The sequence below is a fragment of the Advenella kashmirensis W13003 genome (assembly GCF_000506985.1).
Lineage (GTDB): Bacteria > Pseudomonadota > Gammaproteobacteria > Burkholderiales > Burkholderiaceae_B > Advenella > Advenella kashmirensis_A.
This window is the reverse complement of record NZ_KI650980.1, coordinates 102,177-118,902: the sequence shown is the minus strand read 5'-3', so window position 1 is coordinate 118,902 and position 16,726 is coordinate 102,177. Positions and strand designations below refer to the sequence as shown.

The 16,726-nt window shown below is 53.3% G+C and carries 14 protein-coding genes; 4 read left to right on the top strand and 10 right to left on the bottom strand.

The annotated features are described in order from the left end of the window. The 3 genes from W822_RS35465 to W822_RS35455 are packed head-to-tail and all read right to left on the bottom strand — an operon-like array spanning position 1 to position 3,767. On the bottom strand, positions 1-771 hold the full coding sequence (locus W822_RS35465) for an enoyl-CoA hydratase/isomerase family protein (protein ID WP_024005407.1): 771 nt from the start codon (positions 769-771) through the stop codon (positions 1-3). Beyond that, complete coding sequence (locus W822_RS35460; protein ID WP_024005406.1) at positions 768-2,474, bottom strand: class I adenylate-forming enzyme family protein; 1,707 nt, start codon at positions 2,472-2,474, stop codon at positions 768-770. Before W822_RS35460 ends, W822_RS35465 begins: the two co-directional genes overlap by 4 nt. Positions 2,475-2,519: 45 nt before the next feature. Next, on the bottom strand, positions 2,520-3,767 hold the full coding sequence (locus W822_RS35455) for a CaiB/BaiF CoA transferase family protein (RefSeq protein WP_024005405.1): 1,248 nt from the start codon (positions 3,765-3,767) through the stop codon (positions 2,520-2,522). Between the two features lie 129 nt (positions 3,768-3,896). Between W822_RS35455 and W822_RS35450 the strand changes: the two genes are divergently transcribed. From W822_RS35450 to W822_RS35435, 4 genes are all read left to right on the top strand, one after another. Further along, positions 3,897-5,597, top strand: a complete 1,701-nt coding sequence (locus W822_RS35450) for a sigma-54 interaction domain-containing protein (protein ID WP_024005404.1) — start codon at positions 3,897-3,899, stop codon at positions 5,595-5,597. Positions 5,598-5,865: 268 nt separating this feature from the next. Further along, positions 5,866-6,675, top strand: a complete 810-nt coding sequence (locus W822_RS35445) for an enoyl-CoA hydratase/isomerase family protein (RefSeq protein ID WP_024005403.1) — start codon at positions 5,866-5,868, stop codon at positions 6,673-6,675. A 71-nt stretch (positions 6,676-6,746) separates the two neighbouring features. Continuing rightward, complete coding sequence (locus tag W822_RS35440; protein ID WP_024005402.1) at positions 6,747-7,961, top strand: ABC transporter substrate-binding protein; 1,215 nt, start codon at positions 6,747-6,749, stop codon at positions 7,959-7,961. Between the two features lie 556 nt (positions 7,962-8,517). Beyond that, the gene (locus tag W822_RS35435; RefSeq protein WP_024005400.1) at positions 8,518-9,468 is read left to right on the top strand and encodes a Bug family tripartite tricarboxylate transporter substrate binding protein; all 951 of its coding nucleotides are present in this window, start codon (positions 8,518-8,520) and stop codon (positions 9,466-9,468) included. Positions 9,469-9,603: 135 nt separating this feature from the next. Here W822_RS35435 and W822_RS35430 read toward each other — a convergent pair whose 3' ends face one another. The 7 genes from W822_RS35430 to W822_RS35400 form a co-directional block, all read right to left on the bottom strand. Continuing rightward, positions 9,604-10,290: a hypothetical protein gene (locus W822_RS35430; protein WP_024005399.1), complete on the bottom strand. Its 687-nt coding sequence runs from the start codon at positions 10,288-10,290 to the stop codon at positions 9,604-9,606. A 62-nt stretch (positions 10,291-10,352) separates the two neighbouring features. Continuing rightward, positions 10,353-11,381 carry a Gfo/Idh/MocA family protein gene (locus W822_RS35425; RefSeq protein ID WP_024005398.1) on the bottom strand — a complete coding sequence of 343 codons (1,029 nt, stop codon included), beginning with the start codon at positions 11,379-11,381 and terminating at the stop codon, positions 10,353-10,355. Position 11,382: 1 nt separating this feature from the next. Beyond that, the gene (locus W822_RS35420) at positions 11,383-12,228 is read right to left on the bottom strand and encodes a sugar phosphate isomerase/epimerase family protein (protein ID WP_024005397.1); all 846 of its coding nucleotides are present in this window, start codon (positions 12,226-12,228) and stop codon (positions 11,383-11,385) included. A gap of 34 nt (positions 12,229-12,262) precedes the next feature. Continuing rightward, positions 12,263-13,330, bottom strand: a complete 1,068-nt coding sequence (locus W822_RS35415; RefSeq protein ID WP_024005396.1) for an Ldh family oxidoreductase — start codon at positions 13,328-13,330, stop codon at positions 12,263-12,265. Continuing rightward, positions 13,327-14,133, bottom strand: a complete 807-nt coding sequence (locus W822_RS35410; RefSeq protein WP_024005395.1) for an SDR family NAD(P)-dependent oxidoreductase — start codon at positions 14,131-14,133, stop codon at positions 13,327-13,329. Before W822_RS35410 ends, W822_RS35415 begins: the two co-directional genes overlap by 4 nt. Positions 14,134-14,293: 160 nt before the next feature. Further along, a complete protein-coding gene (locus tag W822_RS35405) occupies positions 14,294-15,289 on the bottom strand; it encodes a LysR family transcriptional regulator (protein ID WP_024005394.1) in 996 nt (331 codons plus the stop codon). 387 nt (positions 15,290-15,676) lie between these two features. After that, positions 15,677-16,654, bottom strand: a complete 978-nt coding sequence (locus W822_RS35400) for a tripartite tricarboxylate transporter substrate binding protein (protein WP_024005393.1) — start codon at positions 16,652-16,654, stop codon at positions 15,677-15,679. Between the last annotated feature and the right edge of the window lie 72 nt (positions 16,655-16,726).

Genomic DNA, 16,726 nt, shown 5'->3' with positions numbered 1-16,726 from the left:
TTAACAATCCTTGAATGTGGGTGTGCGTTTACTTAGAAAGGCATCCAGTCCCTCGGCGGCATCATCCGTTCGATATGACAGCGTCGATAAATCCCGTTCCAGACGCAGGCCATCGGCCAGGCTGACCCGGCCACCCCGTTGCACCGCTTCACGCGCAAAATAAAGCGCACACAGGCTATGCTTCAGAATCGGCTCAAGGAAACGCTTGCCCATTTCAAAAGGCGTGCCTTCGCTGTCGATCCGGTTGACCAGGCCCGTTTGCAACCCTTCTTCTGCCGCCACGGTCCGGCCAGACATAATCATGTCCAGCGCACGGCCTTCGCCGACCAGCCGCGGCAAACGCTGCGTCCCGCCGTAACCGGGAATCAGCCCCAGCTTGACTTCCGGCAGCCCCATGCGGGCGCGTTCGGTGGCGACCCGGAACGTGCAGGACAGCGCCAGCTCCAGGCCACCGCCGAATGCATAGCCGTGAATCACCGCAATCGACGGAATCTTCAGATCTGCAATTTGATCGAACACCGCCTGTCCCATGGCTGCGCCATCAAGCTCGTCCATCAGCTTGCGATTCATCAATTCTGCAATATCGGCACCGGCACAAAACGCCTTCTCACCGGCGCCGGTAATGACCAGCGCCCGGGCATCCGAGTCGGCAACCCTGGCCAACGCCTCGCTCACTTCCTTTAATACGCTGAATGAAAGCGCATTGAGCACCTCCGGGCGATTGAGGGTGAGATGGGCAAATTCGCCTTCAAATTCCAGTCCGACTGTCATACTGATGCTCCCGTATTATTGGCTGTTGCGGGCCGTTTCCACCGTACGGCTTGCGGCTCGATCCGCCCTTCCTTTTGCCACACGATCAATTCACGCTTGAGAATTTTTCCGCTGGGGGTCAACGGAAATGTATCCATTTCAATGAAATATTCCGGCATATCGTATTTCGACAGCCCCGCATCATGCAGATGCTGCAAGACATCCTTCGCGTCCATGTGTTGTCCGGGCGCGCAGATAATGGCCAGACATACTTTCTCGCCCAGACGCTCATCGGGTATCGGGAAGGCGGCCGACTTTACAATGTTAGGGTGTCGATGCGCCAGGTCTTCAATCTGTGACGGATAAATATTATGACCGCCGCGAATGATCAGATCTTTTTTGCGACCAATGACATGCAGACAGCCATTTTCATCGAGCCTGCCCAGATCGCCGCTCAGAAACCAGCCCGACGCATTGAACGAACTTTCGGTCGCATCCTGATTGTCATAATAACCAAGCGTTAACACCCCACCCCTGCCGCCGATCTCGCCGGTTTCTCCTGGCGCCACCTCCACATCCGGGTCATCCTGTCTGAAAATCCGGATTTCATAACCCTTGCAGGCACGTCCGCAAGTCGCAACGATCGTGCTGCTATCGTCCGTGGGCAGCGTGTACTGGTGTGAGCCGTTTTCGGTCATGCCATATACGTTTTGCGGCTTGACGCCCAGGTCCAGGAAACGCTTGGCCACTTCCCGGGGAATCGGGGCGCCCGCCATATAGAAAACACTGACATTGCCCAGCCGACTCAGGCCGCGCTCCCGCAACTGGCCCAGCATATCCATGCCATGCGTGGGTACACCCATAATATAGGTCGCGCCGCACTCAAGTGCCCAGTCCAGGGCCGTGCGACCGGCAGCGGGGTTATGCAAAACCAGCTCCATGCCGGCCACCAGGACCTGTTCCAGTGCGACCGTACCGATGTGATGGCTCATCGGGCTGAGAGCCAGCAGGATGGTAGACGCGTCGTACTTCCAGTCGGCCACCAGCGCTCTACCATTGGCCAGCAGGGTGTTGTCACTGTGCATGACGCCTTTGGGCTCGCCCGTCGTACCCGATGTGAAAGCCAGATACACAATTTTGTCCGGGTCAAGTACCGGGGCGCTGGTGATATTCGCACCACCGGTATGATCCGGAAAAGGCAGTGCTCCCACCGGCATCGCGTCCTCGCCCGGGTCATCTCCCTGGGGCAGCAGTGCGTATATTTGCTTGAGGGTGGGGATAGCTTTGGATTCTTCGAAAATAGAGTACTGGTCTGAATCGGCGCCATAGCCGGGCTGGGCAAACAGCGCCTTGCAGCGAATCCGCGTCAATAACTTGACGATCTCGGCATTGGTGTAATTCTGATGCAGCGAAGGACAACAGACATAGCCATTGCGTGAACATGCCAGAAAAATCAGGACGGCCTCAATGCGATTGGGCAGCCAGATCGCCACCCGATCACCCTGGCGCAGACCTTGCTGATAGAGCGTATGCGCAATCGCATCCACACTTGCGAGTACTTCCCGCCAGGTCAGGCGCCGGTATGGATCGCGCAGGGCACATACATTGGGCCGCATGCGGGCGTTTTCCCGCGTCAGGGTGTATAGCGTATCCTGGTGCCACACACCGCTCAAATAGTTTTCCCTTGCGGTCTGTGGGTCATGTAAAGTCAAGATGGTACTCATGACTGTCCTTCTTCAATATGATTCATAAATGGGTTTCATCGCTTTCTATATGACACCCGTGTTTCTTAACTGTCCGATTTCAGCAGACGACAACTGCAGCATACCGGCCAGAATCGCGTCTGTGTCCTCACCCAGCATGGGCGGCGCCTTGCGATGTACCGCTGTTTTGCCATCAATCGCAATACCCAGGCCCACCTGAGGCACAAAGCCGCCGGCAGACGGCGCCTGGTAAAGAAATTTCTGCTGCAAGAGTTCATCATCCTGCGCAACATCATCCAGTCTGTTGATCGGTCCGGCAGGAATTCTGTGCTCGCCGAAAATGGCCAGCCATTCGTCCCTGGACTTGCTGCGCAAGAGCGCATCAATTTTTTTCACAATCTCCTCACGATGAACCCGACGATCCTTATTGGACCCATACTTGGGATCCGCGCCCACCTCGGGCTGGCCGACTGCGGCCCAAAAGCGACGCCAAATACCGTCATTACCCAGGCCAAGAGAAATCTGTTTGTCCGCGGTTTCAAATACCTGATAAATCGCAATCACCGAATCCTTGCCACCGGAGCGGCTGGGCAACTCGTTTGAACTCAGATAGGAAACCAGGCGCGGCGTCATGAACCGGGTCATGCTTGCCTGCATGGAAACATCAATCTGCATGCCCTTGCCTGTACTGGAACGTGCCGCGTAGGCCGCCAGCACGGCCATTGCAACATCCTGGCCGGCAAGCAGGTCGGCCGCCGGCGTCCCCACTTTCTGTGGATCGTTCTCTGCTTCTCCAGTCAGGTCCATTACGCCGGAATATCCTTCGGCAATCAGGTCATAACACGGCAGATCGCCGCGTTTGCCCTGCAAACCGAAACCCGTAAGCGAAGCATGAATCAACCGCGGAAAGCGTGCTTCCAGACGCTGGTAATCCAGCCCCAGTTTTTTCTGTATTCGATCTGTCATATTGAGCACCAGCACATCTGTCTGCGCCAGTAATTTCTCCAGCACCTCCCGGCCTTCCGGTCGGGTCAGATCCAGCGCCAGGCTCTGTTTATTACGATTGACACTCAGGAACCAGGGAGATTCCCCATGAAGAAACGGCGGCCCCCAGTGCCGTGCATCGTCTCCCGTTCCCGGTTTCTCCACTTTAATCACAGATGCCCCGAGGTCCGCAAGCAACTGCGTACTGTATGGCCCCGCAATGGACGTACTCAAGTCAACGACACGCATTCCTTTTAACAATGCGTGTCCTTCCGTCTCTTCCATCTTCAGCAGTTTAGTGAATGGAGCATCTTCCTGATATTGCAACATCGATATCACCTTGTCGTTATTTTCATAACCTTGCATAAGCACGATTCATGCCAGAAATTTATTGCTAGGATTCCGGGGGAGGGAGTGGTAAAGTGTCCTCAAATGGCGCACTGTGTTTAGAGCAAAGACATGTATTCAGTTAACAAAAAAACAAACTCCGGCACCCGCAGCGGTGTTCTTGTTCTCAGTATTGATGGGGTGGCCGTTTTTGCGGCCGGCACCGGCCAGGATAGCCATGTGCAGGAAAAACTCGGCACGCTGTGGAAAAACCGCGACTTGCGACCGCTGCCCGCCATGTTCACTCTCAAAGGAACCAGTGAGCCCATCACGGTACTGTCATTTGCTGCGGCGGCAACCGGCTGTTTTGTGCTGTATCGCCACGACGGGGGTGATCCGCTGTACGAATTTGTCAGCAGTGTCGACTTCTCTGCGGACATCCTGCGGCATTTCGTGACGGACCCCTATGAGGCCATCACGGTCGTTGACCACGAGGCCCGTGTTCGCTACATGAGTCCGGTTCATGAGAAATTTTTCGGTATTCAACGCGGCGACGCTTCGGGCGCAGACGTCAATACCATCATTGAAAACAGCCGGCTTGCGGCGGTTCTGCGCTCCGGCAAAACCGAAGTCGGCCAGATACAGACCATGCGGGGAAAAAGCCGGGTCGTCAGCCGCACACCGATTACCAATCCCGAAGGACAGATTGTCGGCGCCATCGGACAGGTCATGTTCAAAAGCCCGGCTGCTGTGGAAACACTCAGCGCAGAAATCAAGCGCTTGCGTCAGGAAATCAACTTCTACGAACGTGAATTGCCCCGCATGCGGGAAGCCGGCCCCGGTCTGGAATTCATTATCGGTCAGAGTGAAGCCGTCAGAAAACTCAAGGAGCGCATCGAAAAAGTGGCGCCACTGGACGTCTCGGTCCTGCTGGTGGGCGAAAGCGGCGTTGGCAAGGATCTCGTGGCACACGCCATACATCAGCTAAGTCGTCGCAGAATCAAGGACATGGTGCTGGTCAATGCCGCCGCCATCCCGGGCAACCTGGTCGAAGCAGAGCTGTTCGGCTATGATGGCGGCGCATTTACCGGTGCAGAGAAACGCGGACGCACGGGCAAGTTCGAAGAAGCAGATCACACCACCCTGTTTCTGGATGAAATCGGCGATATGCCCCTGGACATTCAGGTCAAGGTGTTACGCACGCTACAGGATGGCAGTTTTCAACGCGTCGGCAGCAGCACGCAGCGTCGCTCGGATTTTCGCCTGATATCCGCCAGCAACCGGGATTTCCAGCGCATGCTGGCCAGCAATGACTTTCGCCTGGACCTCTTTTATCGAATAAGTGCCGTCACGATACGCGTTCCGCCTCTGCGCGAGCGACTGGAGGATGTCCCACTGCTGGCGACCGCCTTTCTGGAACGGTTCATGCGTCGCCATCAGATCCAGGACAAGTATTTCGGGCCGGGCGTCATTGAATACCTGCAATCGCTGCCCTGGCCGGGCAATATCCGCCAATTGCAGCATACGATTGAACGGGCCGTCATTTTCTCTGAACGAAACGAGATAAGCTGTGACGATTGCGATGTGCCGCTGGAACTGGGAACGGGAATCGTACTGGAAGGTATAGACGATCCGTTTTCCGACGATCACACCACGCCACCCTCTTCAGGACGACCTGTCGCTGTGCGCAAGGCCAAAGCCCAGGTTGAAACAGACATGATTCTGGACGCGCTGCGAAGATTCGAAGGCAATAAAAAAAAGGCAGCCGAGTATCTGGGTATCTCGCGCTCGCACCTGTACAAAAAACTGAGCGAACTCGACCCAGGCCTTTGAGCAGCGACACCGATCTCACAAAATCCCGGCTGCCCGCTCGCCGCTTTGCTTGCGGCGAGTGAACTCAAAAAAGACACCGAAGACACTAAAGACACTGACGCGCTGACGTGAGGACAGCGGGCCGCGTCGACCGCGTCTTCTCCTACCCTCCTTTCTGAACAGATGGCATGGTTCTTGCTGATACCCCTGCATGAGGCGCGCAGACGCCTTAACCGTTTAACGAGGCATCTTCTGTTCGGGGCCTCTTCACATCATAAAGAAGGACACTATGACCGACCGTTACGCACGCTATGAAAGACTATCATTTGATCGCCCCAGCCCTCGGGTCTTGCGCATCACCATGCGTTCCCCCTTGAAAATGGGTGCCATGGATGCGCTCATGCATCGGGAAATTTCTGAAATCTGGCGCGACGTCGACGCCGATGACAGCGTGAACGTCGTCATTTTCACCGGCGACGGCAAGACATTTTCAGCTGGCGGCGACCTGAAACACGAGCGCACGGTGTGCGACGACTACGCCCTGAGAATGCGCGCGATGAAGGAATCGCGCGATCTGGTCACCAATATGCTCGACTGCCGCAAGCCCATTGTCACGGCCGCACGCGGCTGGGCGGTGGGCGCAGGGCTGGCAACCTTGCTCCTGGCCGACGTCTCCATCGTCGCCAAGGACGCCAAGTTTTCCGACGGTCACCTCAAAATCGGTGTGGCCGCAGGCGATCACGCCGCGATTATCTGGCCGATCCTTTGCGGCATGTCCAAGGCGAAGTACTACCTGCTGACCGCTGAAACGTTCACCGGTGAAGAGGCCGAGAAGATGAATCTGGTATCGCTCGCCTTGCCGGATGAAGAAGTGGAAGCCCGCGCGCTGGAGATCGCCAACCGTCTGGCCCAAGGCGCTCCTGCCGCGCAGCGCTGGACCAAGATGATGCTGAACCACTGGATCAAACAGGCCCAGCCTATTTTTGACGCCTCGTTGGCATTTGAATTTACTGGCTTTGCGGGTCCGGAAGGAAAAGAAGGGATTGACGCCTTCCTGGAAAAGCGCCCCGCCAGCTTTGATCCGGACTGCCCGTTCTGAGCCTGCGTGCAGGCAAACCACAATAAGTATTGTCATCACAACAAAAGACGTAATACACAAGGAGACATGATATGAAAAACAAAAAACAGTTGGCGTTCAAGACAATCATTGCGAGTGCATGCTTTGTCAGCGCTACTGTCAACGCCCAGGTCAATGAACCGTTTCGCATCGGGGCGATTGTAGACATGAGCGGGGTATATTCCGCCCATGGCGGACCCGGCGTCGTCAAGGCAGTCGAGATGGCGGTAAAAGATTTCGGTGGGGAAGTTCTGGGTCGTAAAATCGAAATCCTGTCCGCCAATTACCAGAACAAACTCGATATCACTGCTGCACGCGCCCGCGAGTGGTATGACCGGGATAATGTCAGCATGATTATCGAGTCCACCGATTCCGCTTCTGCGCTGGCCTTGCAGAAACTTGGACGTGAAAAAAAGAGAGTCACCATTTTTGCCGGTTCGGCATCGTCGAGCCTGACCAACGAAAATTGCTCTCCGTATGGCATTCATTATGTATATGATACCTACGCCCTGGCCCACGGCACCGGCTCAGCAATCACCCAGCACGGCGGCACATCGTGGTTCTTTATCACTGCCGATTATGCTTTTGGTCATTCTCTCGAAAAAGATACCAGCGAAGTCATCACGGACCACGGCGGTACGATTGTCGGGAAAGTACGCGCACCGTTGAACACGACCGATTTTTCCTCTTATCTGTTACGTGCGCAGTCGTCCGGCGCCAAGGTCATCGGGCTTGCCAACGCCGGAACCGACACCCAGACCGCCGTGCGCCAGGCGTCTGAGTTCGGTATCACTCAGAGCGGCCAGCAACTGGCCACATTGCTGGTCTTTCTGAACGACATCAAAGGCATGGGGCTGGAAGCGGCACAAGGCTTGCAATTTACGACGGGCTTTTATTGGGATCGAAACGACGAGACCCGGGCGTTCGCCAAGCGGTTCTATGAAGTACAGAACGCCATGCCCTCAATGGTTCAGGCAGGCGCTTATTCGGCCACCCTGCATTATCTGCAGGCAGTCAAGGCAGCGAACTCAGACGATGCCCAGATCGTCGCGGACCAGATGAAGAAAACCCCCATCAATGATTTTTATACGCATAATGGAAAAATACGTGAAGATGGACGAATGGTGTACGACATCTATCTGGCAGAGGCGAAAAAACCGTCGGAATCAACCGGGCCTTGGGATCTGCTCAAGATTAATGCCGTCATTCCTGCGGATAAGGCATGGCGCCCTCTTTCGGAGAGCACCTGCCCGCTGGTTAAAAATTAGGAAGAAGTAAGCCCCACAAATATTTCGATTCTAATGACTCCAGATGCATGGAGCGATCAACGTTCCAGCCGCCTGGCTGTCCCGAACCGCAAATTCGTGATTTACTGATTCTTCTATCCATTCGAGTCAATAATCTGTTTCCAGCGCTCCTGGTCCTCTTCCAGGAGCGTACGCAAACAACCAGCAACACCCACCACCATCGGCTCCGCCCCCTGGCCCTCCATACGACTGCGGAATTCATCTGTTTTCACGACCTGCTCAATCGAGTACACCCGAAGAATGTAGCAGGGCAAGCGTCCGCTCACTGGGCACGTGTGGAGTAAGATACGAACCAGTCTGCGTCCCTTTTATTTTCCCCTAAGCGAATGCTTATATCTAATATATAAAAATCGTTTTGGACATTAACGGGTCGATCCGTTGTAATGCAGTTGTCTCCAGGCGAAATACCCATGGGAATGAGTACGCTGAGGCGCAAATACATTAGATCGAAACATATGGAATGAGAGACAAAACGATGCCCAGGAATAATAGACGTACATTTTTGCAATATGCCACTATGGCACCGCTCGTTGCGGCGCTTCCCGCTAATGCCGACACAAACAACTTCCCCAATAAACCTATCAAGATCGTGGTTGGTTTTTCCGCAGGTGGTACCACCGATGCTCTGCCCCGGCTTTTTGCGACTCAAATGAGCCGGATTCTGGGGCAGACAATAGTGGTAGAGAACAAACCGGGAGCCGCTGGCAATATTGCCACAGCACTGGTCGCACGATCGGCACCCGACGGATATACGCTACTTGCCTCAAGTATCGGCCAAATTACCGTTTCGCCACATACCATGACGATGCAGGTTAATCCGCAAAACGATCTTGAACACATCTCAATGTTTGGCGAAGGCGATCAGTTTTTGACGATCAACAAACAGGTTCCAGCAATGAATATTGAGCAGTTTATTTCACTGGTAAAAAGCAAACCCCATACGATGTTTTATGGCGACTCCGGAGCGGGAGGTAATATGCATCTTTATCTGGAGTATTTCAGATTGCTGGCCGGTCTGGATATCGACGCAGTGCATTTCAAGGGAGGCAGCCAGATCATGCCCGACTTGATCTCCAACCGCGTGCAACTGAGTCTGTTGAGCAATATTGTCATGAACACGCATGCCAAAGACGGCAGTCTGCGACCGATAATGCTTTTTGGTAAAAAACGTGATCCCAGCTACCCCGATGTACCGACTGTGCGAGAAGCCGGCTTGCCTGACCTGGAAACAGCCAGTAATTGGTTCGGCCTGCATGCACCCAAAGGTACGCCAACCAGTGTTATCGACAAAATTTATCGTGCGTTGGTTGAATCGCTGAAAACTAAAGAAGTGCAGGAAGGCCTGGTTACCTTGGGGATTTCTGCCGGGGGAAGCACTCCTGAGGCGTTCAGCCAGCGTATTGCCCGGGAATCAGAAACATTCAAAAAGGTCGCTGCATTGACGAAAATCAGGCCAGGTTCTGCTTAATTCAGAGATTAAATAATCGCCTATACGCCCCAAAATGCTTCAGATCAACTGTCCAGGAGCCAGTCAAAACGAAATGATGTTGTTATCGTCTTGACTGGCTCCTTTACGAATGTGGACTACGCCACAGTTTTCACTTCATGACCGCTGGACCAGGTTCTGTATGCTGTACTCCAACTGATACAAACCGCTGATAATGTCATCTTCAGCGCCAGCACTGAGCAGCGCGTGCTCCGGCAGGTATTGAGTACACGCATTGCACAGACCATCTTTCTCTGACCCTTCGATCAGCAGTATTAAATCGGGCAATTGAATGACACGCCCGCGCTGATTGCCGGAGTTGCCTCCAGTCAATGCAGTATCATTTTCTACAAAATGCACACCTGTTACTCTTGGCGAGTCAATCAACCCCGGCAACATGTCATTTACAATATTTTTTATCAACGATGATCGCTCCCCTTCCCTTGCCTTGATGCGTATCGTTTTTATAAAGCCGCCCATCGCGTAACCCTGGCTGTAGTGGATTCGGCATCCACCGCGAACATTATTGCGAAACGCGGGTAATGTCTTTGTCGACCATGGTGTTGGGTTAGTCAGACGGGTCTTGTATATATCACTGTCCAGAACCTCCGCATTGGAAACTTCGTATAAAGTCAAAAACTCTACCTCGGCCTCCACCGCAATATAGCGTCGCCCTCTCATAAAGCCAGCGATACCAAGCCTTTCTACCATGTGCTCGCGGGGATGCCATTCGAAAAAATCTTCACGCATTTCGGATGTAATATCATTCCAGATCGCTATAAGTGCTTCACCTGCCAGTGCCATTTCATATTCCTTTATAGATTTTTGACGATGTAAATATAGGTATGCAATAAGCCAACGCTCTTTTATAGTTCCGTTGACACTACTACCGGCGGTCCTGCCGTAAGGTACGCCTTCTCCATGAGCTGCAAACTGCGAAGTTGATCCTGAGCGCTGGTCCAGAACGGACCATGATCGTTTAATCGGTCTGCAAAATGGCGGATCGACGCATCAAAACACCCCTGCCTTATTTCCGTCTCATCATAGATCAGCGTATCGCACTCCTGGCCAATCAACCGAAGCACTGCATTTTCCAGAATCACACTGCATCGCGTGCCGGCTATTTCGAGTCGGTCAGGCGCACGGGTATCATGGCCGGCGGCCGTCATGACACCATCAATCGTGACCGGAAACCCTGATTCGGAACGAAGCAACAGCGTTGCACTATCCTCTCCCTTCAAAGCCGGACATGCTCTTGCGGTACAGCAGGCTATCAACGACAGTTCACCAAATAGGGACCGCATTACGTCAATCTCGTGGATCAGTGACTCTGCAATCAGGACGCGCTGCTCATATTGGAGGAACGGTTGACGTGTGAAAGCATGTATTTGCCCGTCATCCTTGCGCGGCAACATGCTGGAGCGCCACAATGCAATGCGTGCATGGGTGACCGTACCGAGTTTGCCAGCATCTATCCATTCGCCAATTTGCTGAAAGTAAGCGCGATATCGCCAGTTTTCATTGACCATAACGCGAATGGACGAGCCAACCTCCTGGACTAATGCCAATGCCTCGTCATAGGTGGGGCATAATGGCTTTTCGCATAAAGCGTGCACACCGTACCTGGCCGCCATACGAACCAGAGCCTCGTGGGTTTCGCGTGGTGTGATAATATCTACCGCATCCAGCTTTTCCCACTCGAACATGCATTCAGCCGACTCATAAACCTGCTCTATTCCAAACTGCGCGGCCCTTGCCCGTCCCCGTTCCGGCGACGAATCACATACCGCAACCACCGTTGCGCTCGGGCAGTTGGCCCAGGCAGTCAAATGATCGGCGCTGATCATGCCGCAGCCAATAATGCCGATACGGAGCGTATTTACAGATGACGACATATTAACGCGCCTCCCTTGCATCGGACCACTGGCTGTATCGCACCATGAAGCGGACTGCATCGACAGCCGCAACTTTTGCCTTTTCCGAAGGTGTTCTGTCTCTCATGTCCTGCCGGGCCACTTCGTACTCAATTTCACAATGGGCAGGCAGTTCATCGAGAAACTGAAACAGGGGTAGTACGCCCTCTCCTGCCGGAAGCCGTGCGCCTCGGGCCTCCTGTAACAGCGCATCGTCTGTCATATCCCCGGACCATGCACATGCATCACACAGTTGGGCAAAAACAATCCGCTCTGCAGGAACAATTCTGATGTGTTCGGGCGTAGCACCGGAACGGGCCAGATGCAGCGCATCCAGCAACAGTCCGGCCTGGCTGCTGTTACTGGCCTGGATAACCCGCGTTGCAGCTTCAAGCGTACGAATTCCGCTGTATGGCAGAAATTCCAGCGCCACCCGAATCCCGGCCTTTTCAGCCAGTTCACAATAGGCAGAAAACGTGTCAATAAATCGTGATTCATCGGAGTCAAAACTATTGGCCACCAGAATCGGCACGCCAAGTTCTGCCGTGGCCTCTACCACCGGCTTGACCTCATCAAGACGGGTTTCAGGATAGAACTGGTAACCCGAAACGTTAGATAGCCTGACGCCCAGGTCGCTGGCCTGAGTCCGCAGTGCTTGAATGGCCGTAGGGTTGTTCAAAACGGGTGTTGCAAACGAATCGCCCGGGCGCCGGCCGCAAATTCTGATGCCAGTGGCGCCAAAACCAGCAACAGCCGCGGCTTCAATGGTGAGCGCTGGAGTGGCGCCAATGGTTAAATGGGCAAGAGTAAGGTCTTTTATATTCAGCATGGTGTCCAGTCAGTCCAAGCGTTGAAAGGGGCAACTATTGCAACACTGCCGGTACGGGTATCTTCAGGCGATCTGCCGATACCAGCAGATCGTTCCATACAGCATCTGAGATGCGTATACCAGCATCCGACTGCTCTTTCTGGACCCGCCATGCACGCTCTCCAGGCAGCAGGATTTCCTGCATACCGGCGAGCAAGGGGGTTTTTTTAAGCATGAGGGCCAGCTGGTCGACTCTGTTCTTGAATGTATCGGGCTCTATAAATGCCGATATATCAATTGCCATATGAATATGTCCATTGCCAATATCCCGCTGGGTATCCATAAACCACGCCGGTATTTCAGACAAAATACGGGATCCGGTCAGCACGCCACACAGGATTTCCCCAAATACGGCCAATCCATATCCCTTATAGCCCAAAGGCAGCAATGCGCCTCCGGCCGCCAGATCGGCCGGGTTATCGGTTGGTTTCCCATGGCGATCAATGATCCAGTCTGTGGGTATACGAAGATTGTTCTTCGCTGCCAGCCGCACCTTTCCTCCAGCAGCCACACTCAACGCCATATCCAACACAACGGGCCCCTGCGTCAACCCGGGAGCCGCGAAAGCTATCGGGTTATTGCCTATGTTGTGGGCGCTCCCTCCCCAGGGCGTCATTCCCGGGTAACCATTAGTCCAGGCGATGCCGATCATGTTTTCAGGTATCGCCATAAGCGCATAATGCGCGCAGGCACCGATAAAATCACTGTTATTCGCAGCAACAAACCCAATACCGGAGGTTTTCGCCTTGTCCATTGCAAGACGCATAGCATGGGTTGCAGTCACTGCGCCCAATGCACTATCACCGTCAAGTAGCGCTGTAGCAGGTGCATCGCGCACCACTTTGATTTGCGGGTTGACGCTGGCTCCACCTTTCAAGAGCCGTTCTATTAGAAACGGGGCTCGCACGACGCCATGCGAATGCGTGCCTCTCAGATCAGACATAACCAGGCTGTCGGCGACCATCCCCGCATGAACCGAATTTAAACCGGTCGCCTGAAACATCGACTCGATAAATCGCTGTAGTTCGGCAGCATCCACTCTTAATTGGCCATCATCCTTCATACAGCACTTGCCTTTCGTGCCGCCGGCACGCCACCATGGACAATCCATCCATTCGTCGCCAGGACACCAGCATCGACAGGCAAATTGGTGCCTGTGATCGCAGACGCCCGATCCGATAGCAAAAAAGCAATCGCTTCGGCGACCTCCCGAGGTTCCACCAGTCGGCCCAACGCACTGACGTCGACCGGCGAGATGGCATATCGTTCGCCCTTTTTAATATTCTCCAGCATCCGAGGTACACCCACGAATCCGGGGCTGACCGCGTTAACCCGGACACCGCTGCGCCCCCATTCCCCAGCCATGCCTTCGGTAAGCATGTTGACCGCTGCCTTGGCAGAGTAATACGCATGGCCGTGATTGGGCCGCTGCCCGACCATGGACGAAATATTGACAATGGAACCTTCGCCACGTGAGGCCATACGCTTGCCGAACTCGACACAACTGACATAGGTTCCCCGATAAGCGGAATTGACAATTCGCTCCCAGACCTCCAGTGGCAGATCTTCAGGTCTGACCTGCGGCTGAAAAACCGCTGCTGAATTTACCAGAGCATGTACAGCCCCGATTTGCGATTCAATATGTTGCGCAGCTTGAGCAATCGATTGCGCATCCAGAATGTCTATTTTGATCGGCTCGCCTTCAATACTCGCGGCCAGCTGTTCGGCAGCCTGGTAATCGATGTCCGCAACAACCAGCTTCCAGCCATAGTCGTATAGTTTTTGGCAGGTGGCTGCACCGATGCCGTTCGCACCACCCAGGACGACCGCAATACGGCCCTGTCCCTCTTGTTCTATTTTGTTCATTGCCAGTTCCTCTCGTTTGATACTGTGACAGCGCTGTGTTTCCGGTCTATCACGAACCGGATACAGCGCGGACACAGGACTATTACAACGAATTTGGACGGTAAAGTCCAAAACGATCGAAATATGGCAGACCTAATTTTTTCCTTTGAGCTATTGGAAATCAGCGCGGCGCGCGGTACTCGTCCCTGAGGGTAGCGACCACACCGGCCAGCGAAGACTCAGCAACGCTGCAGCCATTGGCGAGTGAGCCAAGGCGCGCAATATACGCCTGCACAATTTGCGCAAGCAGATCGAGCAAAGCCTCTTCGTGCTTAAATGATGCCCTGGTGATTGAGCGCACAAGATATAAGGTTCTGCTTAAAGCCGGGTCGGCGATTCGCCTTGCGTTTAGCAAGCCCAGTTCGACATGCTCGATCGCATTGCCGTAGGGCATTACAGCAGCAGCATCACCCGCAGCTACCATCCGCTTCATCATGGAAACAGACGAGACGTCAAGAATGACATTCAGTTCGATTGCCCGTCGTTTGGCTGCTGTGAATAATTGTTCCCGCACGCCGTCTCGCTGCCCCGGAAGCACCAGCTCGTATTTCGCCATTTCCGAAAATGCGATCGGTTTATCGTGCAGTCGGCCATTACTGTTTTCAGCACCGTACACAAAGAGCATTTCCTCCTCCAGAAGAGGTACTCTGATCATCCCTGGGCGCTCGTGAACTTCGTACGCCAGGGCCAGATCAATTTCATGGCGTTCCAGGGCGTCGATCAAAACGATGCTTCGTTCTTCTACCACGCCAAGCTTGACTCCTTGAAGCTCCTTTTTTGCCAGCAGGATGAGGTCCCTTCCCACTATATTCATGAAACCATTGGTCAATCCCAGCATGATCGCTTCCATTTCAAAGCGACCTTGGGCTTTGACCAAGCGTTCGGTATCGTCCACTAGACGCAGAATCTCACAAGCCCGTTCGTACAGAAGTTGTCCGGCGCGTGTTGTCCGCACACCGCGAGGATGTCGCACCAACAGACTGACACCGTAGTCCTGCTCCAGTTGGCGAACCTGCATTCCCAGTGCGGGTTGAGCCACATAAAGTTGCTCCGCGGCACGCGTAATATTGCCCGTTTCTACGATGCGAGTGAAGTATCTTAACTGCCGCAAATTCATGAAAATACCTATATTTTTAGGTTTATTAAAGGATTTCTGAGCATTTTCAATGAAATGCTGTCGACTGTATCGGCAACCCTCATGGTCAATTGAATTCTACGCAATGAAAAATGGCCAAAGCTATTTTAAATAATATTCCGCTTTTTCTAGGTGCTTTATCGCTTTATCGTATAAACAATATATCGCTTTTATTCACGCGCCCGTTGCGACTGCGATTATTACACTTGTAGACCGCAGGTCCGCAAGCCCGGGTGAATGCTGCCGCGCACACCATTCAGAATGGATGTTTCGCGGCGTTCGAAAATATTCAAGACCAAGATGACAACGAATCCGGAGTTACAATCGGTCTTGAGCTATTTTTCTGTATCCATGACGTTAAACATAAGATCAGTTTATCCTAATGCCAAGATCGTTAATCACTTTTTGCCAACGTTCAATTTCTGCTTCCACGTAAGCGCTTGATTGCTCGCGCGTTGATGGCATTGGAGCCGCACCGAAATCCGCCAACTGCTTGACGAACTCATCACTCTTGATAATTTCATTGATGCTATGGTTAAGCTTATCAAGATAATCGCCACGTGTCTTTGCTGGTGCCACCACCGCAAACCAGCTGGAGACATTAAATTCAGCATAGCCTTTTTCTGCCATGGTAGGCAACTGTGGCAGGCCATTGAAACGCTGTTGTGTAGTGATCGCAAGTGGTCGCAATGCCTCGCTTTTAATATGCGGCAGCATGACGGCAATATTGTCGAACATCATTTCGACACGGCCTGCGATGAGATCGGACAGCGCCGCTGCACTTCCTTTGTAAGGCACATGCAGGATGTCAACCTTGGCCAACTTTTTGTAAATTTCGCCCGCCAGGTGTTGACCGGTTCCCGGACTGGCTGAAGCGAAATTTACCTTACCTGGATGCTTCTTCAAATATTCAGTTAGTTCATCTAGCGACTTGACCGGCAATGTTGGATTAACAACCAGCACGTAAGGAGATGTTGCCACCATAGACACCACACTAAAATCCCCGCGCGTATCAAAATTCAAATTACGATATAGAGATGCATTAGTCGCGTGGGTACTAGCAACAAACAACAAGGTGCTGCCATCCGGTGCCGCACGGGCAACCGAAGAGGCGGCGATATTGCCACTTGCGCCGGGTTTGTTCTCCACCACAACTTCCCGATTGATACGTTTTGACAATTCATTTGCTAAAGTGCGCGCAATGACATCCGTGGTTCCTCCGGGAGGAAATCCAACCATTAACCGGATCGGATTTTGCGCCTGTGCAACTGAACAGGAGAAAATGGTAAGCGCAGCGCATACGATTGTTCGCAGCACACTCAGCGTGCGGGAAAGTAAAGTCTTCATGAGTCTCCTGCCTTGATTTTTATATTAGTGATTCTGCATTGTTATTCGAAAAGAGCAGTACAGTCTGTAGGA